This is a genomic window from Exiguobacterium sp. s149 (assembly GCF_018618395.1).
GTDB lineage: Bacteria > Bacillota > Bacilli > Exiguobacteriales > Exiguobacteriaceae > Exiguobacterium > Exiguobacterium chiriqhucha.
In genome coordinates this window covers 327,089-348,293 of the sequence record NZ_JACSLZ010000001.1, presented here as the reverse complement: position 1 = coordinate 348,293, position 21,205 = coordinate 327,089, and the positions used below count along the sequence as shown (strand labels likewise).

Genomic DNA, 21,205 nt, shown 5'->3' with positions numbered 1-21,205 from the left:
TGGCGGATGAAACGTTCGCTTGCGCTTGGATTAAGTTTGACGCTACTTGCCTCGCCTGTATGGGCGACGGAGAAAGACACGCTGAAAGCACGACAAGATCGTTTATCCAATCAATTGGAGGAATCCAAGAAAGCGCAAGACGAGACGGACGCCGAGCTCGAAGTCACCGAGGCGGAACGTGACGCGGTAACGACAGAAATCCGCGCCGTCAATGAACGTCTCGAAGGCTTAAGTGAACAGATCGCCGTCCAACAGGAAGAAGCGGACGCGGCGCGCACCGAGCTCGAGGAAACCCGTGATCAACTCACTGCCCAAGGGCAGTACCTCGAAAGCCAGAAGGCGCTCCTTAGTGAGCGTCTTCGTGTGCTTCAAGTACATGAGGACCAGTCCTATCTTCAAGTCGTCTTCGAGTCCCGTTCATTCGGAGACTTCGTGACACGGTTATTGACCGCGCAGACGATCGCCGATCAGGATCGGGACCTCATACATAGCTACATGAGTGAAGTCGAGCGGCTCGAAGCGCTCGAAGCACGGCAGCGGACCCAGCTTTCGTTCCTTAAACAGAAAGAGCGGGAACTAGTCGTGACGAAACAAGCGCTCGACGTCGCCGCCGAACAAAAGCGGGATTTGTTGTCAGAACTGAACGAACAAGTCGAACTGCTCGAGCTCGAGAAGATGAGCCGTGAAGAAGAACAGGCGCTCATGAGTGAGCAGAGCCGCATCATCGCCGGTCAACTCGATGCGATCGCCCAAGCGGAGCGGGAAGCCGCCGCCCGCGCCGAGGCCGAAGCGAAGGCCAAGGCACAAGCAGAAGCGCAGGCAAAAGCCGAGGCAGAGGCGAGAGCACGGGCTGATGCCAAAGCGGAAGCGGACAAGCGGGCAGACGACAAAGCGCCAGCTGCCCCAGCGCCTGCTCCAACAACACCACCACTTGCGGAAACCCCGACGAACGTGACGGGACCGACGACCTCGTTCGTGCGGCCGGTCTCCGGCTACGTGTCGAGCCCGTTCGGCCCTCGTCAAAACCCGCTCACGGGCGTGGCGGAGTCGCACCGTGGCATCGATCTCGTCAATGCGACCGGGACACCGATTGTCGCGTCGGCACCAGGCATCGTCATCAAGGCGGCCCCGGCGACCGGTTACGGCAAGGTCGTCTTCGTGTCCCATATCGTCGGCGGGGAAGTATGGACGACCGTCTATGCCCATCTCGACGCGATTACGGTCACGTCAGGGCAAACGGTCGGAGCCGGACAGACCGTCGGTACGCTCGGCAGCACGGGCTGGTCGACAGGCCCGCATCTCCACTTCGAATTACATCGCGGACAATGGGCGCCAGGGCAACCGAATGCGGTCGACCCGGGTCCATACATCGGTTACTGATGAGACGGACGTGTTCCAAATTTCTGGAACACGTCCGTTTTTCTGAACTTTTTGCTATACTGGATGAAAGACTGACAAAGAGAAATGAGGGACTACCCGTGAAAAATACAACCGCAGGATTACTAGCCGGTGCCACGTTCGTCGCCGGTGCCGGTGCTGGGCTCGCGACGATGGCGTTCACCGATACAGCGTTACCGCTTCAACCGAAAGCGGAAGGCTGGGACAAAGTCGACCAAGTCCGACAATTGATTGAGACGCATTCGTTAAAGGATATCTCGGAAGAAGACTTGTTGACCGGTGCCCTCGACGGGATGACGGGAGCGCTCGACGACCCGTACTCGGACTTCCTCGACGCCGAAGAGACGTCACAGTTCACTGACTCGATCGAGTCGAGCTTTGAAGGAATCGGCGCGACTTTGGAGAAGAAAGGAGAAGACATTTTAATCGTCGCTCCAATCAAAGGCGCACCAGCCGAAGAGGCGGGCCTTCGGGCCGGAGACGTCATCACGTCGGTCGACGGGGAATCGATTGAAGGGATGGCCGTCGAAGAGGCGGTCCAACTCATCCGTGGCGAGAAAGGGACCGTCGTCACGCTCACGATCCGTCGCGGCGGCCAAGAGGCCGACTATGAGATTACACGCGATACGATTCCGATCGAGACCGTCTATTCAGAAGTGAAAGAACAGGACGGCAAGAAAATCGGCTATATCGAGGTGACCCAGTTCTCTGAGCCGACGGCCGATGAGTTTTTGGAGCAGCTTGAGACGCTCGAGTCAGAAGACATCGATAGCCTTATCATCGACGTGCGCGGGAACCCGGGTGGCTTGCTTCCGGCCGTCATCGAGATGACCGAAGGGTTCGTCCCGACGAATAAACCGGTCGTCCAAATTGAGAACGCGGACGGGGAACGCGAGTCGCAGAGCGGCCGCGCCCGAGAAGCGAAGCCGTACGACTTGTTCGTCTTGACGGACGAAGGATCGGCGTCGGCATCTGAGATTTTGGCCGGGGCGCTCAAAGAAGGGGCCGGTGCCACGATTATCGGCAACAAGACGTTCGGAAAAGGGGTCGTCCAGACGGCGTTCGATTTAGAGGACGGCAGCAACTTGAAGCTGACGACGAGCAAATGGCTCACGCCGGACGGCAATTGGATTAACGAGAAAGGCATCGAGCCGGACGTCGAGGTCAATCAACCGGATTATTTCGGAGTGAACCGCATCCTCGCCGACACGGACTCGCTCAAAGTCGGCGACTACGGTGAGGCGGTGTCGAACCTGCATACGGTCTTGTCGGGCATCGGCTATGATCCGGGCGGACAGCCGGGATATTACGGTGACACGATGGCCCGTGCCGTCAGCGACTTTCAAGCCGCCAACAATTTGCCGGAAGACGGGGTCGTCAATGAGGCGACGGCGTCGGCGCTCGAGTCACGCTTACTCGAGGTGATTCAAGATGAGGCGAACGATGCCCAATTGAACCGAGCGCTCGAAGAAGCTGCAAAATAAGGATTAGGGAAAGGATTGGACAAGTGTGGACGTTCTACGAATGAGTTTTACTGCTTTGTTGACCTTGATCGGTAGTCCGCTACTCTGGGCGACGCTCGTCGCCCTCGCTTACATATCCATGACGCGCATCAAACGGGAGCGGGGCATGTTCCGCTCACGGCGACGTTCGCCGAAGTCGGACTGGCGCCATTTTGTATGGCCGAGCCTGTTGCTCGCCGTCATCGGTTCAGCCGCATTGATTTTGCTCGAGACGACCGTCAACTGGGAATGGCTCGTGACGTTCAGCGTGCTGTATGCGCTCATCGTCTTGACGATGCACCCACGTTTCAGCAGCCCGGCGTTCCCGTTCCTCTTCATGCTGACGGCGGTCGCGCTGCGTGACGTCGTCGACTATGGCGCCGTCTCGGGCTGGATGGACCGGCTATCCGAGGTCGAGTGGCCGGTCTATGCGCTCGTGTTCGGCGTCGTCACATTGGCGGAAGCGATTTTGTTACGTTGGAACGGGTCGATTGAGACATCACCGACGCTCATCTTGTCCAAACGTGGCCAGTTCATCGGCGGACACGTCGTCAAACGGCTTTGGTTTTTCCCGCTCGTCGTCTTTTTGCCACCGTCGTTCGGTCTTGACATGCCGGTGCCGGTCATCTTGCCGATTCCAATCGGGGTCAGTCTGTTATCGACCGGAGCCTTGCCAGGGACGCTCCTCGGTCGCCTGAGCCTGTATCGCGGCCTGCTTGCGCTCGTCGCCCTCGGTTTGTTCGGGGTGTCGTACGTCACCGACGTGCCGTATGCGGCCTATGGATTGCTCGTCGTGTTCGTCTTGTATGAGCTAGCGCTTCAAATGATCAAGCGGGAGAACCGCGGGACGACACCGGTGTTCATCAACGGCAACCGGGGCGCGGTCATCATCGACACGCTCCCAGGCTCGCCGGGTGAATCGATGCAACTCATCCCGGGCGAGTCAATCTATAAAGTGAACGGCACGGTCATCACGGGCGGGAGCAGCTTCTATGAGGCGCTCCAGCTCCATAAGCCATACATCAAGCTCGAAGTGCTCAATTTGAACGGAGACATCCGATTCGTGCAACGGGCGATGTATGAGACCGACCCGCACGAGCTCGGCATCTTGTTCGTCGCGGAGCCGGCGAGTCCGCGTCTGCGGTTAAGGAAATTATAAAAGGGAGCATCCTTGGCGGATGCTCCCTTTCGTGCGTTCGATTAAAGTTCAAGTTTCGACGGTTTAAAGCCCATCGTCGCTTCGACGGCGTGTTGCCAGCCTTTATACAGATTTTCGCGGTGTGCCTCGTCCATGTTCGGTTCGAACTGGTGGTCGAGTTTCCACTGCTGTTTAATCTCAGCTTGGTCTTTCCAGAACCCGACGGCGAGTCCAGCGAGGTAGGCGGCACCGAGGGCCGTCGTCTCGCTCACTTCCGGACGTTCGACCGGCACGTTCAAGATATCCGCTTGGAACTGCATGAGGAAGTTGTTGTTGACCGCACCACCATCGACGCGGAGTGTCTTCAACTCGATGCCAGAATCTTGTTCCATCGCCGTCAAGACGTCGCGCGTCTGATAAGCGAGTGACTCGAGCGTCGCCCGGACGAAGTGTTCTTTCTCCGTACCGCGTGTGAGGCCGAAGATGGCACCGCGGACGTCCGAGTTCCAATACGGCGCACCGAGACCGACGAAGGCAGGGACGACGTAGACGCCGTCAGTCGTTTCGACACGGTTAGCGTACTGTTCCGTATCTTTCGCCGACTTGAGCATGCGGAGTCCGTCACGAAGCCATTGGATGGCTGAACCAGCGACGAAGATTGATCCTTCGAGCGCGTATTCGACTTTGCCGCCGTAACCCCAAGCGATTGTCGTGAGCAACCCGTGGTCCGATTTAACGGCTTCTTCGCCCGTGTTCATGAGCATGAAGCAACCTGTCCCGTACGTATTTTTCCCTTCGCCAGACTCGAAGCAAGCTTGACCGAAGAGGGCAGCCTGTTGGTCACCGGCCGCACCGGCAATTGGTACTTCGAATCCGAAGAAGTGGTACGGGATTGTGTTGGCATATACTTCACTCGACGGTTTGACTTCTGGGAGCATCGATTTTGGTACTGTCAAAATCTCGAGGAGCTCATCGTCCCACTTCTGTTCATAGATGTTGTACATGAGCGTCCGTGAGGCGTTCGAGTAATCCGTGACGTGGGCGTGACCGCCTGACAGTTTCCAGATGAGCCATGTGTCGATTGTCCCGAAGAGGAGGTCGCCGGCTTCCGCTTTCTCGCGCGCACCTTCGACGTTGTCGAGAATCCATTTGACTTTCGTTCCTGAGAAGTAGGCGTCAATCAAGAGGCCTGTCTTGTCGCGGAATAAGTCACCGTGTCCGGCCGCGTTCAGCTCGTCACAGATGCCAGCCGTTTGCCGCGATTGCCAGACGACCGCGTTATAGACTGGGCGTCCTGTCGACTTCTCCCAGACGACGGCCGTTTCCCGTTGGTTAGTGATTCCGATGGCCGCGATCTCTTTTGGATCGATATCAGCCGACCCGAACGCCTCGGCCATGACGGCGAGGACAGAACCCCAAATCTCGTTGGCGTTATGCTCGACCCAGCCCGGTTTCGGGAAGTATTGTTTGAACTCACGTTGCGCGACTGTGACGATTTTCCCGTCATGGTCGAAGATGATGGCCCGTGAGCTTGTCGTTCCTTGGTCAAGTGCTAAGATATAACGTTTTTCTTTCTCCATATGAGAGTGCCTCCTTAGAAATTAGAAAGATTATGGGACAAGAATGCCGTAAACCAATGCGGCGATGACCGCCCCGATGATTGGTCCGACGACCGGAATCCATGAATAGCCCCAGTCCGACGTCCCTTTGCCTTTGATTGGAAGAATCGCATGCGCAATCCGCGGCCCGAGGTCACGTGCCGGGTTGATGGCATATCCCGTTGTACCACCAAGTGAGAGACCGATTGAGACGACGAGGAAACCGACGATGAGCGGATTCAAGCCGTCCGTGAACGTGTTGGCCCCGAATGACAAAATTCCGAAGACGAGAACGAACGTACCAATGATTTCCCCGATCAAGTTGAACGGCGTGCTACGAATCCCTGGTGCGGTCGAGAAGGTGGCCAGTTTGGCACCTGGATCGTCGGTCACATCATAGTGCGGTTTGTAGTGCACGAACACGAGGACGGCCCCGATGAACGCCCCGATAAACTGTGCCAAGATGTAGGCTGGCACATCAGCCCAAGGGAATGAGCCTGCTGTCGCGAGCCCGACCGTGACGGCAGGGTTCAAGTGCGCCCCTCCATAAATTCCGGCTGCGTATACCCCGATCATAACGGCGAAGCCCCAACCGAACGTGATGACGACCCAACCTGCGTTCTCCGCTTTCGAATGACGGAGGACGACGCCGGCGACGACACCGTTACCGAGCAAAATGAGTAGCATTGTACCAATAATTTCGCTGACGAATGCTGACATGTGATACTCCCTTCCTTCCATATTAAATTTGGCTTACCACTTCATTATATGCCCCAAATGTAAGCGTTTCAAAACTGAATATGCAAAAAAATCCACTTTTCTTATGAAAAGTGGTTTTGATTGACAATACGCCGTCTGAAGTCGAGTCCAATCCCGACAAGAAAAGCGAGCAGGATCGCCAAACTGACGTATGCAAGCGGCGCGTAGAGGGCGGCACCGAGCTCGAGCGCAATCGAGACGATGACGGCCACATACAACCAGGCGAGCCGGGTGGAAATCTCTTTATCGTGATAACGATTCGTGAGCGAAGCGCCGAGTGGGGCCCCGATGAACGCCCCGACGACCAACGCGAGCGGTGTCATATAGTCGAGCGACAGCGACGGGAGATAGCCGACGAGTCCGCCAAGCGAGATGAACAGGACGGCGGCCAGGCTCGTCCCGACCCCGCGATGCGTCGAGAAGTCGAGCCAACTGACGAGGAGCGGGACGATGATGAAGCCGCCACCGATGCCGAGCAGAGCCGACAACAGTCCGGCCATCATCCCGAGGACGAGAGCCGCGACGAGCGATGATTTTTTCGGCTTCTGCGGTTTCGATGTTTTCTTTAATAGCGTAACGGCAAAATAAGATAGGATAGCCAGATAAAATAGGTTAAGCAACCAGTCGTATGTCCCCGAGATCGAGAGGACGAGCCGGCTAGACAGTTGCGCCGTGACGGCACCGGCCAAACCGACCGTGATGCCTGTCGACCAGGACACGTTGCCGAGCGATGTATGTTTCTTGGCGCCGGACAGGCTCGTCCCGACGACGAACAAGAGCGACGTAGCGACGGCCTCGGCCGCCGAGTATCCACTAAAGAGCAGCACCGGGACGATGATGACACCGCCGCCGATGCCGAAAAATCCGGACAAGGCGCCGACAATGGCACCGAGCGGGATAAAGAGAAGCGACCACATGACGACCAACTCGTTTCTGTTTAGATTCACTCTCCATGATAACGAAAAGCGGAACGATTTGGGAAGCATGTCAGAAGCGAATATTTGTTCGTGTATGTGATATAATCAAGGTACTATGCAAGGTACAGAAAGCGAGGAATATACATGGATAAGATTAGCGTTCCGTTTGACTTACAATCAGAATATAAGCCGGCCGGCGACCAACCGGAAGCGATTCGTCAGCTCGTCGAAGGAATCAATCGCGGCGACCGATATCAGACGTTGCTCGGGGCGACCGGTACAGGGAAGACGTTCACCGTATCAAACGTCATCCAAGAAGTGAAGAAGCCGACGCTCGTCTTGGCCCACAACAAGACGCTCGCCGGACAGCTCTACTCCGAGTTCAAAGAGTTCTTCCCGAACAATGCCGTCGAATATTTCGTCAGTTATTATGACTACTATCAGCCGGAGGCGTACGTGCCGTCGACCGACACGTTCATCGAGAAAGACGCCTCGATTAACGATGAAATCGATAAACTCCGCCACTCGGCGACATCGGCCTTGTTCGAGCGCGACGACGTCATCATCGTCGCTTCCGTCTCCTGTATTTACGGTCTCGGTAACCCGGAAGAATATAACAGTCTCGTCTTGAGTCTCCGTGTCGGGAAAGAGATGGGGCGCGACCAGATGCTCCGCAAACTGATTGACATCCAATATGAACGGAACGATATCGATTTCCAGCGCGGCCGGTTCCGTGTCCGCGGCGATGTCGTCGAGATTTTCCCGGCGTCACGCGACGAACAGTGCTTGCGCGTCGAGTTTTTCGGTGACGAAATCGACCGCATCCGCGAGATGGACCCGCTCACCGGTGAGATTATCGCCGACCGCGAGCACGTCTCGATCTTCCCGGCGTCCCACTTCGTCACCCGTGACGAGAAGCTGCAAAAAGCGATCGTCAACATCGAGGCCGAGCTCGAGGAACAACTCGCGAAGTTCCGCGAGGAAGGCAAACTGCTTGAAGCTCAGCGTCTCGAACAGCGGACGAACTATGACCTCGAGATGATGCGTGAGATGGGCTACTGTTCAGGCATCGAGAACTATTCGCGTCATTTGAACTTGACGGAGGCCGGTGCGACACCGTACACGCTCATCGACTACTTCCCGAAAGACTTCTTGCTCATCGCCGATGAGTCGCACGTGACGTTGCCGCAAGTGCGCGGCATGTATAACGGGGACCAGGCCCGGAAACAAGTGCTCGTCGACCACGGTTTCCGCCTGCCTTCAGCTAAAGATAACCGTCCACTCAAGTTCGACGAGTTCGAGAAGAAGTTGTCGCAAGCAATCTTTATCTCGGCGACACCAGGTCCGTTTGAGCTCGAACACACTCCGCACATGATCGAACAGATTATCCGGCCGACGGGACTGCTCGACCCGACGATCGAGATTCATCCGATCAAAGGACAAATCGACTACTTGATGGATCAGATTCGCGACCGCATCAAACAGGACGAACGCGTCCTCGTGACGACGCTCACGAAAAAGATGGCCGAGGACTTGTCGGACTATCTACGGGAAGCGGGCATCAAGGTCAACTATATGCACTCGGAAATCAAGACGCTCGAGCGGATTGAAATCATCCGTGACCTGCGTCTCGGGAAATACGACGTCCTCGTCGGAATCAACTTGCTGCGGGAAGGACTAGACATCCCGGAAGTGAGTCTCGTCACGATTCTCGACGCCGACAAGGAAGGATTCCTCCGTTCAGACCGGTCGCTCATTCAGACGATTGGGCGGGCTGCCCGGAACTCGAACGGGCACGTCATCTTGTTCGCTGATAAGATGACCGATTCGATGACGCGTGCGATTGAAGAGACCGACCGTCGTCGCTCGATTCAACAGGCTTATAATGAAGAACACGGCATCACGCCGCAGACGATCCGCAAAGAAGTACGTGGCGTCATCCGCGCGACGGTCGACGCCGAGGAGGATGTGCTCGAATCACTCAGCTCGATGAAACCGGCTGAACGTGAGGAAGCCATCGCCAAGCTAGAAGAAGAAATGAAACAAGCGGCCCGCGACCTCCAGTTCGAACGGGCGGCCGAATTGCGTGACTTAATCTTGGAGTTGAAGGTAGGGAATTAAATGGCTGAAAAGAAAAATGCGATCGTCATCAAAGGGGCGCGCGTCAACAACTTGAAAAACATTGATATCGATATTCCACGGGACCAGCTCGTCGTCTTGACGGGCTTGTCCGGTTCCGGGAAGTCGTCACTTGCGTTCGACACCATCTACGCCGAGGGGCAACGCCGTTACGTCGAGAGTCTATCGGCCTACGCCCGCCAGTTCCTCGGACAGATGGACAAGCCGGACGTCGATACGATTGAAGGGCTGAGCCCGGCCATCTCGATCGACCAGAAGACGACGAGCCGTAACCCGCGCTCGACCGTCGGGACGGTGACGGAAATCTATGACTACTTACGTCTTTTGTTCGCCCGTATCGGGAAGCCGGTCTGTCCGCGTCACGGTATCGAAATCTCGAGTCAGACCATCTCGCAGATGGTCGACCAAGTGATGGAGCTGCCGGAGAAGACGCGCCTGCAAATCCTGGCGCCCATCGTCTCGGGCCGCAAAGGGACGCACGTCAAAGTGTTCGACTCGCTCAAAAAGGAAGGGTTCGTCCGCGTCCGTGTCAACGGCGAGACGATTGAACTGACAGATGAGATCGAACTCGATAAGAATAAGAAACATTCCATCGAAGTCGTCGTCGACCGTCTCGTCGTCCGCGCCGACGTCGAAGGCCGTCTTGCCGACTCGCTCGAGACGGCGCTTCGCCTTGCCGACGGTCGGGCCATCATCGATAAGATGGACGGCACCGAGCTCCTGTTCAGCGAGCATCACGCTTGTCCGATTTGTGGGTTCTCGATTGGCGAACTTGAGCCGCGCATGTTCTCGTTCAACTCACCGTTCGGCGCCTGTCCGACGTGTGACGGGCTCGGTACGAAACTCGACGTCGACCCGGAACTCGTCATCCCAGACCCATCGAAGACGCTGAAGGAAGGCGCAATCGTCGCCTGGCAGCCGACGAGTTCGCAGTATTATCCGCAACTGCTCGCCTCGATGTGTAAACACTTCGACATCGACATGGATGTGCCGTTCGAACGCCTGTCCAAGCGGGACCAAGACCTCGTCTTGCACGGAACGGATGAAGAGTCGTTCTTGTTCCGTTACGAGAACGATTTCGGACAAGTCCGGACGAACACGATCTTCTTCGAAGGGGTGCTCCGTAACATCGAGCGCCGCTATAAAGAGACGACGTCGGACTATATCCGTGAACAGATGGAGACGTACATGGCGACACACGCCTGTCCGACATGTAGCGGCTATCGGTTGAAGGAAGAAACGCTCGCCGTCAAAATCACGGGCCACCATATCGGCCAAGTGACGAACTTGTCGGTCGTCAACGCCATCGACCTGTTCGATTCGATCATGTCGGAACTGAGCGAGAAAGATATCGCCATCGCCCGTCTCATCTTGCAAGAAATTTGCGAGCGGCTCAGCTTCTTGAACAACGTCGGTCTCGACTATTTGACGTTGTCACGCGCCGCTGGGACGTTATCGGGCGGAGAAGCGCAACGGATTCGTCTCGCGACGCAAATCGGTTCGCGACTCACGGGCGTGCTCTACGTCCTCGATGAACCGTCAATCGGGTTGCATCAACGGGACAACGATCGCTTGATTGCGACGCTCAAACAGATGCGTGATATCGGCAACACGCTCATCGTCGTCGAACACGACGAGGACACGATGATGGAGGCCGATTATTTGATCGACATCGGACCGGGCGCCGGGGAGCACGGGGGTCAAGTCATCGCCGCCGGCACACCGAAGCAACTCATGAAAAACAAAAACTCACTGACGGGCCAATATTTGTCAGGCAAGAAGTTCATCCCGCTCCCGGCCGAACGCAAAGTGCCGGATGAACGCTTCTTGAAGATCTTGAAGGCGGAAGAGAACAACTTGAAAGGGGTCGACGTCTCGATCCCGCTCGGTATGTTCATCGCTGTCACCGGTGTGTCCGGTTCCGGGAAGTCGACGCTCATCAATGAGATTCTGTATAAATCGCTCGCCCATCACATCAACCGGGCCAAAGCGAAGCCAGGGAAGCATAAGAAGATTGAAGGGCTCGACCATATCGACAAAGTCATCGATATCGACCAGTCACCGATTGGACGGACGCCGCGATCGAACCCGGCGACATATACCGGCGTGTTCGATGACATCCGCGACGTGTTCGCCTCGACGAACGAGGCGAAGATGCGCGGCTACAAGAAGGGCCGCTTCAGTTTCAACGTCAAGGGTGGCCGCTGTGAGGCGTGTCGCGGGGACGGAATCATCAAAATCGAGATGCACTTCTTGCCGGACGTCTACGTGCCGTGTGAAGTGTGTCACGGGAAACGCTATAATCGTGAGACGCTTGAAGTGAAATATAAAGGCAAGACGATTGCCGACGTGCTCGATATGACGATCGAGGAAGGGCTCGACTTCTTTGATAAGATTCCGAAAATCAAGCGCAAGATTCAGACGATTTATGACGTCGGTCTCGGCTATATGAAACTCGGCCAACCGGCGACGGAACTGTCGGGCGGGGAAGCACAGCGCGTCAAGCTCGCCTCTGAGCTCCATAAACGTTCGACCGGCAAGACGATTTATATTTTGGACGAGCCGACGACGGGACTTCATGTCGATGATATCGCCCGGTTGTTGAAAGTGCTGCAACGCCTCGTCGAGAACGGGGACACGGTACTCGTCATCGAGCATAACCTCGACGTCATCAAATCGGCCGACTACTTGATTGACCTCGGACCTGAGGGCGGCGACGGTGGCGGTACAATCGTCGCGACCGGGACTCCGGAAGAAGTCGCTGAAGTGGCAGCCTCGTATACGGGCAAGTATTTGAAGCCGGTGTTAGAACGGGATTCGGCCCGAGCGAAACCAAAAGCAGGAAAACGGAAGTAAGGTATAGAAATGATGAGAAACGGGAACATGATTGACGTGTAACCAAATCGAAGGGGGAAACGAACAGTGAAACAAGAAATGCGTGAACTGATTCTCCAGCAAGTGAAAGATGGAAAGCTGACGATTGAAGAGGGCATGACCCAACTCGAACGACTGGAACGGCTCGAACCTGAGCGCGTCCAAGCGCTCGAGGAACGTCAAGAGACGGAGAAAGTCGATGCGTATTCGGTCGAGTCGCTCACGACGAAACTGACGTCGGCCGTCGAAGGACTCGTGACGAAACTTCGTGACAGCGACTTCACGTTCAGCTCGAACTTCGGACCGGAAGTGACATATTCGAAATCGTTCCCGTTTACCGGGAAAGACATCTCGCTCGACTTGTTCAACGCCTCGGCGACAATCGTCTCGTCCGACAACGACGAGTGCGAACTGATCGTCACCGGCCGTCCGCTCCGTCAACAAGACGCGGACAAGGCACTCGAACAGCTCCAATCGGCGGTCAAACACTCGGTCATCGGCGACCGTCTCGTCGTGTCGCTCCGTGATAAGCTCGTCCGGGCCCACGTCGAACTGTACGTCCCGCATCATCATTTCGATCACCTGCACGTGCAGACGCTCAACGGGGAAGTCCGCGCGGACGGCCTCGACGTCGAGAGCGTTCGCATCCAGACGGCGAACGGCCGGGTCGTGCTCCATGATGTGCACGCCTCAGAGCTGCTCCTCAATACGGGGAACGGCACGGTCGAGGTCGAAGCGGTCGAGTCAGAACTCGTCCACGTCCGGACCGGCAACGGTGCCGTCATCGTGAACGGGAAATATGACAAGGCATCGCTCAAGACCGGCAACGGGAATATCCGGGCCGAACTCGCGACGGCCCGCCCGGCCAAGTTCGAGCTCGTCTCGCTCGCCGGCAACATCCGCCTCGTCTTGCCGCACGGCGTCGAGGTGGAAGGGGAACTCGAGACGAACTTCGGTGGTCTCCACTGTAACTTGGACGAGCTCGAGTTGATCCGTGACCGGAAAGACGTCGCCCAGCGTCGTCTTGAATTCTTGTCGGGACGCGGTCAGACCCCGCGCATCGAAGTCGAGGCCGGAACACGTACCGGTACGATTGACCTCGAGCACGGCTCGCTCCACACGCCGTCGACGTTCCTCGAAGAGGACAAGCATGAACCGGTGGAACCGATCGACCCGGTCGACCCGGTCAATCCGGCCGACTTGAACAACCCGTTCCATCAGCAATGACCAACTACCCGAAGGCCTCTCGCCTTCGGGTTTGTTTCAACTTGATAGATGAGGAGGGACGGGATGAGGCGATTCGTGTCCTCGTACGGATGGATGATGATTGCGGTACTGTTGCTCAGCGGATGTGACGACGAACAGCGCATCGTCAATGGGAATGAGCCGGTTGACGATGAGGCAATCGTCGTCGCCTGGGCATATGTTACCGCGCGCAACTGGCAAGAACCTGCACTCGATGCGGGAGCAAGTGCCGAGGTGGACCGTGTCACGGTCGATGACGGCTATGAATTGTTGGACGATGTGTATGCGGGCACCGAAGCGCTCGCCGTCTCGTTCGAAGCGGACCCGAACAGCAGCGTCGGTGTCCCGACAATTTTAGTCGCACCGGAGTCGGATACCGTGATCGGCTATTTGCCGGGCGAATGATAAATCCAATCGAAAACCCGAAGGCGATTGCCTCCGGGTTTTTGTCATGTCATAGATTCATTTGATACTCCATCTGTTCCCAATCCATCATTTGACCGTCATACAGCGTGAATGAGCCGATGATGAACAAGATGAAAAGGACCGGTCCGGCGATGAGCAAGAAAATCCCGAGGTTCCGCATCGACTTCGACCGGTTCCAATAGAAGATGATGGCGACGATCATCGATAGGAGCGACCCGGACAAGAACAAGCCGACGATGTTCAAGATGAACAAGAGCAGCACCGTCTCGTTCTTTGTCGCGGCATACTCGCGCCACATGTCAAACAGTGACTTGACCAAGTAGACGAGCGCCGCGATCCCGACGATAAAAATAAAGACAATGGCAATCCAAAATAGTGAATTCATTTCATTTCACCTCCCTATTCGTCTATACCCGTTCTACGGATTTGCCACAATTTAGTTTCACCCCATTTTTTCGACACGCTTCGGCTCACTTTCGTTGACGCTTCTGAAGAAGAGCTATGATACAATAATGAGCGTGAAAGGGGCAGATTACTCATGCAAAATATCGTACGCACGGCTCAACTCGTTGAGCGCTTCAAACTTCAAGTCATCGCCGGGGAAGAGGGACTTCACCGTCCCGTCGCCACACCGGACCTCAGTCGACCGGGACTCGTCCTTGCCGGCTACTATACCCACTATGCGAAAAATCGGCTTCAAGTGCTCGGGAAGACGGAGCTCACGTTTTATGCGAGCTTGTCGGAAGAGAGCCGCCGCGAGCGGGCGAAGATTTTATGCACGGAATTGACACCGGGCATCCTCATCACGCGCGGCTTCGACATCCCGAAAGAGATTGAACAGGAAGCCGAGGCGGCGAACGTACCGCTCATGCGCACGAACGCGATGACGACGTCGATCGAGTCGCAAATCACGAACTTCCTCGAGATGGAACTTGCACCGATGACGGCGATGCACGGCGTGCTCGTCGATATCTACGGTGTCGGTGTCCTTATCAAAGGGCAGAGCGGCGTCGGGAAATCCGAGACAGCCCTCGAACTCGTCAAGCGAGGCCACCGCCTCGTCGCCGATGACTCGGTCGAGATTCGCCAGACCGGGGACCAGTTGCTCGTCGGTTCAGCGCCGAAGCTGATTCGCCATTTGCTCGAGATTCGCGGAATCGGTATCATCGACGTCATGACGTTGTTCGGCGCCGGCGCCGTCCGTTCCCACAAGAAAATCAGCTTGATCATCAACCTCGAGAACTGGGATGCGGGCAAAGTGTATGACCGCGTCGGGCTCGATCACAACACGATGAAAATCATCGACAGTGAAGTGCCGATTTTGACGATTCCGGTCCGTCCGGGACGTAACTTGGCCGTCATCGTCGAAGTCGCGGCGATGAACTACCGCCTGCAGAACATGGGCATCAACACGGCCGAAGAGTTCGCGGAACGGCTCGCGAACGCTATCCATGACAACGAAGGGGACGTGGAATAATGGTAGAGCCAACATTTGACCGCGTCGCGTTTGAAATCGGGTCGCTCCCGATTTATTGGTACGGCATGATTATCGCCTTCGGGGCGATGCTCGGCCTCGTTCTCGCCTTGTTCGAAGCGAAACGACTCAATTACGATTCAGAACGGGTCGTCGACGTCATCATCTGGTCGATTCCGATCAGTATCGTCTTTGCCCGGATTTACTATGTCACCTTCCAATGGGACTACTATAGTCAGAACCTCGGTCAAATCATCGACATCCGTCAAGGCGGCATCGCCATTCACGGGGCCATCTTCGGGGCGCTGCTCGTCGTCGTCATCTATTGCATGCGCAAGTCGATGTCGTTCTGGAAAATCACGGACATCCTCGCACCGTCGCTTCTCCTCGGACAGGCGGTCGGACGCTGGGGCAACTTCATGAACCAAGAGGCGCACGGGGCCGAGACGACGAGCCGTGTCTTGAAAGAGACGCTGTTCCTCCCGGACTGGATCGTCAACCAGATGTATATCGACGGGGCCTACTATTTGCCGACGTTCCTGTTCGAGAGCGTCTGGAACATCATCGGCGTCATCTTGCTCGTCGTATGGCGTATGGTCGGTAACCCGCCGCGCGGCTATATCTTCTTGTCGTATCTCGTCTGGTACTCGATCGGTCGCTTCTATATCGAAGGACTGCGGACCGATAGCTTGATGGCCGGTGATCTCCGGACGGCACAACTCGTGTCGATCGCGATGATCGTGTTCGGTATCGTCATGATGATCGTCCGCCGTAAAGCGAAACGATACGACGACCCTTCAGAGAAAGGACTGTTTGATTGATGGATACACTTCTATTCGATTTGGATGGCACGTTGCTCGATACGAACCCGCTCATCATCGCGAGCTTCCGTCACACGCTCGGGTATTACTTCCCGGACGAGACGTATCGCGACGAGGACATCTTCCCGTTCATCGGACCGACGCTCGAGAAGTCGTTCAAAGCGCTCAATGAGCCGGAATGGAAAGAGATGCAGGCGTTCTATCGCAGCTTCAACATCGCGATGCACGACCAGCTCGTCGCCGAATATCCGGGTGTGATCGAAGGGCTGTACCGCCTTCACGCCAAAGGCTTCAAGATGGGCGTCGTCACGTCGAAAGGCCGTCCCGTCGTCGAGCAAGGATTGCGCTTGTTCAACATCGACCACTTGTTCGACGTCGTCATCACGGCCGACGATGTCATTCATGAGAAACCGCACGCCGAACCGGTCGAGCGGGCGCTCCACGCGCTCGGGTCGACGGCGGACCGCGCCGTCATGGTCGGAGACAACGACACGGACATCTTCAGCGGCAAAAACGCCGGCACGAAGACAGTCGCCGTCGGATGGGCGCTCAAAGGCCGTGCGTTCTTAGAAGCGCTCGAGCCGGACGTCATCATCGACTCGATGGAACATTTCGAGGCGTGGCTCGACGAGGTCACGGTCCATGCGTAAGACGGAACGGTTTCGTCTCGACGGCCCGAACCCGCTCTGGCAGATGTATCGGACGATCCGATTCCTGCGCGTCTTTAAAAACACGACCGTCGTCTTGATCGGCCGCTACTTCCCATCCGTCAAAGCGAAACGCTGGTTGTACCGGACGTTCCTCGGCATGGAAATCGGCGAGTATAGCGCGCTCGCCCTCATGGTGACACCGGACGTCATGTTCCCGGAGCGAATCTCGATCGGCCGTAATACGGTCATCGGGTTCAATTCGACGATTCTCTGTCACGAGTACCTCGTGGACGAGTACCGGATCGGGGATGTCCGCATCGGGGACGAGGTGTTGATCGGGGCGAACGTGACGATCCTTCCTGGCGTCACGATTGGCGACCGGGCCGTCATCGGTGCCGGTGCCGTCGTGCATCGCGACGTCCTGCCCGGAGAGCGCGTCGTTGGCGCAAAGCTCCAAACCGTCGACACAAAATAGACACAATTTAGCGCGAAATCATTTTGAGGTCAAGACATGTCCGTCCTCATAAAATTACTAGAGCGGTATCACTTTTTTTAAAGGGGATGCCGCTTTTTTGTGTCTGTGGGCGCTGACACAAAACCCTCATATTTTTGTCAAAAAGCATTTAGTGGACCTAGCAAAATATATTCATTATAGAAGGAATATAGTCCCGATTTTTTTTAAGTTTTTCAGTTGCCCTCACTGAATGAGTGCGGTATTCTTAACCCTGCAACTAAAAAAAGATTTAGAGATGATGTGGAGGATTTAGAATATGGAAGCGAACTATGAAGCAGTAATGACGCTACCCGAACCAGAATCTCCGCTCGCCGCGGAGCTCCACTACTATAGAGGTCGTCGTGCGTTACGTGAAGGTCGCCTAGATGAAGCGACTTTTTTCATGGCTGAAGCCACTGCCGCTGCAGCCCACCGCGTCGACTATCACAAACAGTACGCTGAACTGTTATTTGAAGTAGGGGAGATCTACCACGCCAATGACGTGTGGAAACGGGTGCTTGAACTCGATGAAACGTCAACAGAGGCCTTATATCACCTTGCGAGCAACTGCGCCTATATCTCTTTATATGAAGAAGCAGCGATGTATGCAAACCGCTACCTCGAAGTCGAGGCACACGGACGCTACGCGGACTCGGTCCAATCCCTGTTAGAACTGATTGAACTCGAACAAGAACTCGAGGATGACGAGGAAGACGAGCTGATCACGTGGCACACCGAGGCCCAACAGCATATCGACAAAGGCCGCCTGTTCGCAGCCAAGTCGACGCTCGAACGGTTAATCGATCGCTATCCGCGCTTTTGGCCGGCGTTCAACAACTTGGCCGTCGTCAATTTTTATCTCGGCAACGATGAAGCGGCGTTCGAGACGCTCGAGTACGTGCTCGATGAGAACCCGGGCAACTTGCATGCGCTCTTGAACACGATTCTGTTGCTGCATGAAGCCGGACAATCGGACGCGGCGCTCCAACTGTCGGTCCCGCTGACACGTGTCCGTCCGCTCCAGTTCGATTTACGCTACAAACTCGCCACGACGCTCGCGCTCGTCGGTCAATATGACCGCGCGTACGAAGAACTTCGCCTGTTGAAGGAACGCGGATTCCGTGGGGATTCACTGTTCGGGCATTGGCTCAGCGTATCCGCCTACAAGACCGGGCGTCTTGAAGAAGCGGCTACCTATTTGAACAGTGACGAGTTGAAACGATTCGAAGAGAAGAGCCCGTACGACATCCGCGACAATCTCGAGTTCCGTTCGGCGCTCGTTCAAGGATTGCGCCAAGAAGAAGACGCGGCTCGAATCGAGATTATCCGAATCATCTCGAAGCTCGCCGATGACGAGGCGTTCGAAGCGCTCGCATTGACGAGCGGCATCACCGACAACGAGACGGTGATCGCGTTCGCCGAGAAGTGCCGCGCCGAGATTTGCCAGGCCCCGTTCACAGGCGACGTCCGCATCGCTCGGGCGTATGACGCGCTCCTGCTCGCCGAGACGGAAGTGTCGGAAGCAGAACAGATGAGCCTCGACGGCGACTTTTATGAACGGTTCGCGCTCTTGCTGCTCGCCGGTGCATCATTCGAGGACACAACGGCATCGGCCGCTGCCCTCGTCTGGATGTTCTATGCGAAACGGGACGCTCTCGTCCTCGACGACTGTGCCGACGCGTTCGGTATCGATGTCGCGACGCTCACGGAGACGATCCGTTCGTTCAAACAGACACTAGAACAAGCATAAAGATAGACGATACCTCCCTAGGTTTCTTATACTGAAGTCAATCAATTTCATGCAGAGGTGGAATCATTATGACAGAAGAAAAAATCTATGACGTCATTATCATCGGGGCCGGCCCAGCCGGAATGACGGCGGCACTCTACGCGTCGCGTGCCAACTTATCGACACTTATGATCGAACGCGGCATCCCAGGTGGACAGATGGCGAACACGGAAGATATCGAAAACTATCCGGGCTATGACAGCATCCTTGGCCCAGACTTGTCTCAAAAAATGTTCGACCACTCGAAAGCGTTCGGTGCGGAGTACGCCTATGGCGACGTCCAAAGCATCTCGGACGAGACAGAGTATAAAGTCGTCCACGCCCACAACCGCGACTATAAAGCGCGGGCGATCATTCTCGCCTCAGGCGCGCAATACAAGAAAATCGGTGTCCCGGGCGAAGAAGAGCTCGGCGGCCGCGGTGTCTCGTACTGTGCGGTCTGTGACGGAGCGTTCTTCAAAGGCAAGAACTTGTTCGTCATCGGTGGCGGTGACTCGGCAGTCGAAGAAGGCGTGTTCTTGACGCGCTTCGCTGACAAAGTCACGATCGTCCACCGTCGCGACGAGCTTCGTGCGCAAAAGATTCTTCAAAAACGGGCGTTCGACAACCCGAAAATCGACTTCATCTGGAACCACACGCTCAAAGAGATCGTGGAAGCAGATGGAAAAGTCGGTGGGGCGCGTCTCGTCAGCACGGTCGACGGGACCGAGTCGGACCATGAGATCGACGGCGTGTTCATCTATATCGGCATGAACCCGATCACTGGTTTCGTCAAAGACCTCGGCATCACGAACGAGCAAGGCTATATCGTCACGAACGAAGCGATGGAGACGACAATCCCTGGGATTTTCGCAGCCGGAGACGTTCGCGACAAGACGCTCCGTCAAGTCGTCACCGCGACGAACGACGGATCGATCGCCGCTCAAAACGCGCAACATTATATCGAGGGACTCCTCGAGGCGTTGCACGAACAAAACGCGTGACTAGAGACAGAAGGGATTGCGGGCGACCGCAATCCCTTCTCTTTTTTTCAGGCGTTCGTTATACTAAAGACAGAAGAGAGCTACACACACGGCTCGGTTGTCAATTTTAAGGGGGCGTCAGTGACATGGAAGACTTTAAAGGATTAGAAGAATTGATTATCATCAGCGGGATGAGCGGGGCCGGGAAATCGGTCGCGATGAACAGCTTTGAGGACCTCGGCTATTTTTGTGTCGATAACTTGCCGCCGGTGCTATTGCCGCAATTGATTGACGTCATCAGCTCGGTCCGACCGAAAATCGCCGTCGCCATCGATACGCGCACGCGTGACTTCATCGACAGCCTGTTCATCGTCATCGACGATTTGGAACAGAAGAACGTGCATCCGCACTTGCTCTATCTCGACACACGGGACGAAGTGCTCGTGCGCCGCTATAAAGAGACGCGCCGGTCGCATCCGCTCGCCCCGGAAGACGCACCGCTCGTCGGCATCGGTCTCGAGCGCTCGTTGCTCGAAGGCTTCCGTGACCGGGCCCATACGCTCTATGACACGACCGACTTGAAACCGCAGATGCTCAAAGACCGCATCCTGCTCCAATTCAACGAGGAACGGATTCCGTTCACGGTCAACTTCATGTCGTTCGGGTTCAAGCACGGCGTCCCGCTCGATATCGATCTATTGTTCGACGTCCGCTTCATCACGAACCCGTTCTATATCCCGGAGCTCCGTCCGCTCACCGGGCAGACGGAAGAAGTCCAGAATTACGTCATGTCGCACCCCGAGGCGCGGGCGTTCTATAAGAAACTGATCGACATGCTCGAATTCCTGTTACCGCAGTATAAGCGCGAAGGGAAGACACAAGTCGTCGTCGCCTTCGGCTGTACGGGCGGGAAGCACCGTTCGATCACGTTCGCCGAGAAAGTGTCGGCCCATTTCGCCGAGCGCTATAACGTCAAGACCGTCCATCGTGACCTCGCACATGCGACGAAGGAGAAGTAAG

18 protein-coding genes are annotated in these 21,205 nt (G+C 56.0%); 14 read left to right on the top strand and 4 right to left on the bottom strand.

Annotated features, from left to right (window positions below):
• The first annotated feature begins 6 nt into the window (after positions 1-6).
• The 3 genes from KNP81_RS01725 (at position 7) to KNP81_RS01715 (ending at position 4,059) form a co-directional block, all read left to right on the top strand.
• On the top strand, positions 7-1,380 hold the full coding sequence (locus KNP81_RS01725) for a murein hydrolase activator EnvC family protein (protein WP_214717770.1): 1,374 nt from the start codon (positions 7-9) through the stop codon (positions 1,378-1,380).
• Between the two features lie 98 nt (positions 1,381-1,478).
• Positions 1,479-2,882 carry a S41 family peptidase gene (locus KNP81_RS01720; protein WP_214717769.1) on the top strand — a complete coding sequence of 468 codons (1,404 nt, stop codon included), beginning with the start codon at positions 1,479-1,481 and terminating at the stop codon, positions 2,880-2,882.
• A gap of 40 nt (positions 2,883-2,922) precedes the next feature.
• Entirely contained in the window at positions 2,923-4,059 is a 1,137-nt protein-coding gene (locus KNP81_RS01715) for a PDZ domain-containing protein (RefSeq protein ID WP_214717760.1), read from the top strand.
• Between the two features lie 41 nt (positions 4,060-4,100).
• On the opposite strand, the gene glpK is transcribed toward KNP81_RS01715, so the two are convergent.
• The 3 genes from glpK to KNP81_RS01700 all read right to left on the bottom strand — a co-directional run bounded on the left by glpK (position 4,101) and on the right by KNP81_RS01700 (position 7,342).
• Positions 4,101-5,618 carry a glycerol kinase GlpK gene (gene glpK / locus KNP81_RS01710; RefSeq protein WP_058764147.1) on the bottom strand — a complete coding sequence of 506 codons (1,518 nt, stop codon included), beginning with the start codon at positions 5,616-5,618 and terminating at the stop codon, positions 4,101-4,103.
• Positions 5,619-5,648: 30 nt separating this feature from the next.
• Positions 5,649-6,356: an MIP/aquaporin family protein gene (locus KNP81_RS01705; protein ID WP_029334585.1), complete on the bottom strand. Its 708-nt coding sequence runs from the start codon at positions 6,354-6,356 to the stop codon at positions 5,649-5,651.
• Positions 6,357-6,457: 101 nt separating this feature from the next.
• The gene (locus tag KNP81_RS01700) at positions 6,458-7,342 is read right to left on the bottom strand and encodes a sulfite exporter TauE/SafE family protein (RefSeq protein ID WP_214717758.1); all 885 of its coding nucleotides are present in this window, start codon (positions 7,340-7,342) and stop codon (positions 6,458-6,460) included.
• Between the two features lie 114 nt (positions 7,343-7,456).
• Between KNP81_RS01700 and uvrB the strand changes: the two genes are divergently transcribed.
• The 4 genes from uvrB (at position 7,457) to KNP81_RS01680 (ending at position 13,975) form a co-directional block, all read left to right on the top strand.
• Entirely contained in the window at positions 7,457-9,433 is a 1,977-nt protein-coding gene (uvrB, locus tag KNP81_RS01695; protein WP_251130222.1) for an excinuclease ABC subunit UvrB, read from the top strand.
• A complete protein-coding gene (uvrA, locus tag KNP81_RS01690) occupies positions 9,434-12,307 on the top strand; it encodes an excinuclease ABC subunit UvrA (protein WP_214717756.1) in 2,874 nt (957 codons plus the stop codon).
• Positions 12,308-12,373: 66 nt separating this feature from the next.
• Positions 12,374-13,552 carry a DUF4097 family beta strand repeat-containing protein gene (locus KNP81_RS01685; RefSeq protein ID WP_021065427.1) on the top strand — a complete coding sequence of 393 codons (1,179 nt, stop codon included), beginning with the start codon at positions 12,374-12,376 and terminating at the stop codon, positions 13,550-13,552.
• 63 nt (positions 13,553-13,615) lie between these two features.
• Positions 13,616-13,975 carry a hypothetical protein gene (locus KNP81_RS01680; protein WP_214717748.1) on the top strand — a complete coding sequence of 120 codons (360 nt, stop codon included), beginning with the start codon at positions 13,616-13,618 and terminating at the stop codon, positions 13,973-13,975.
• Between the two features lie 49 nt (positions 13,976-14,024).
• Here KNP81_RS01680 and KNP81_RS01675 read toward each other — a convergent pair whose 3' ends face one another.
• Complete coding sequence (locus KNP81_RS01675) at positions 14,025-14,381, bottom strand: hypothetical protein (RefSeq protein WP_214717747.1); 357 nt, start codon at positions 14,379-14,381, stop codon at positions 14,025-14,027.
• Positions 14,382-14,534: 153 nt separating this feature from the next.
• Between KNP81_RS01675 and hprK the strand changes: the two genes are divergently transcribed.
• The 7 genes from hprK (at position 14,535) to rapZ (ending at position 21,204) form a co-directional block, all read left to right on the top strand.
• Positions 14,535-15,473 carry an HPr(Ser) kinase/phosphatase gene (hprK, locus tag KNP81_RS01670; RefSeq protein ID WP_214717746.1) on the top strand — a complete coding sequence of 313 codons (939 nt, stop codon included), beginning with the start codon at positions 14,535-14,537 and terminating at the stop codon, positions 15,471-15,473.
• The gene (gene lgt, locus KNP81_RS01665) at positions 15,473-16,291 is read left to right on the top strand and encodes a prolipoprotein diacylglyceryl transferase (protein WP_214717745.1); all 819 of its coding nucleotides are present in this window, start codon (positions 15,473-15,475) and stop codon (positions 16,289-16,291) included. Before hprK ends, lgt begins: the two co-directional genes overlap by 1 nt.
• Positions 16,291-16,941, top strand: coding sequence for a pyrophosphatase PpaX (gene ppaX / locus KNP81_RS01660; protein WP_214717744.1), 651 nt, complete (start codon positions 16,291-16,293; stop codon positions 16,939-16,941). The genes lgt and ppaX overlap by 1 nt, the downstream gene beginning before the upstream one ends.
• Entirely contained in the window at positions 16,934-17,416 is a 483-nt protein-coding gene (locus KNP81_RS01655) for an acyltransferase (RefSeq protein ID WP_214717743.1), read from the top strand. The genes ppaX and KNP81_RS01655 overlap by 8 nt, the downstream gene beginning before the upstream one ends.
• Positions 17,417-17,711: 295 nt before the next feature.
• On the top strand, positions 17,712-19,184 hold the full coding sequence (locus tag KNP81_RS01650) for a tetratricopeptide repeat protein (RefSeq protein ID WP_251128817.1): 1,473 nt from the start codon (positions 17,712-17,714) through the stop codon (positions 19,182-19,184).
• 68 nt (positions 19,185-19,252) lie between these two features.
• Positions 19,253-20,206, top strand: a complete 954-nt coding sequence (gene trxB / locus KNP81_RS01645) for a thioredoxin-disulfide reductase (RefSeq protein ID WP_021065435.1) — start codon at positions 19,253-19,255, stop codon at positions 20,204-20,206.
• Between the two features lie 125 nt (positions 20,207-20,331).
• Positions 20,332-21,204 carry an RNase adapter RapZ gene (gene rapZ / locus KNP81_RS01640; RefSeq protein WP_021065436.1) on the top strand — a complete coding sequence of 291 codons (873 nt, stop codon included), beginning with the start codon at positions 20,332-20,334 and terminating at the stop codon, positions 21,202-21,204.
• Position 21,205 lies beyond the last annotated feature (1 nt).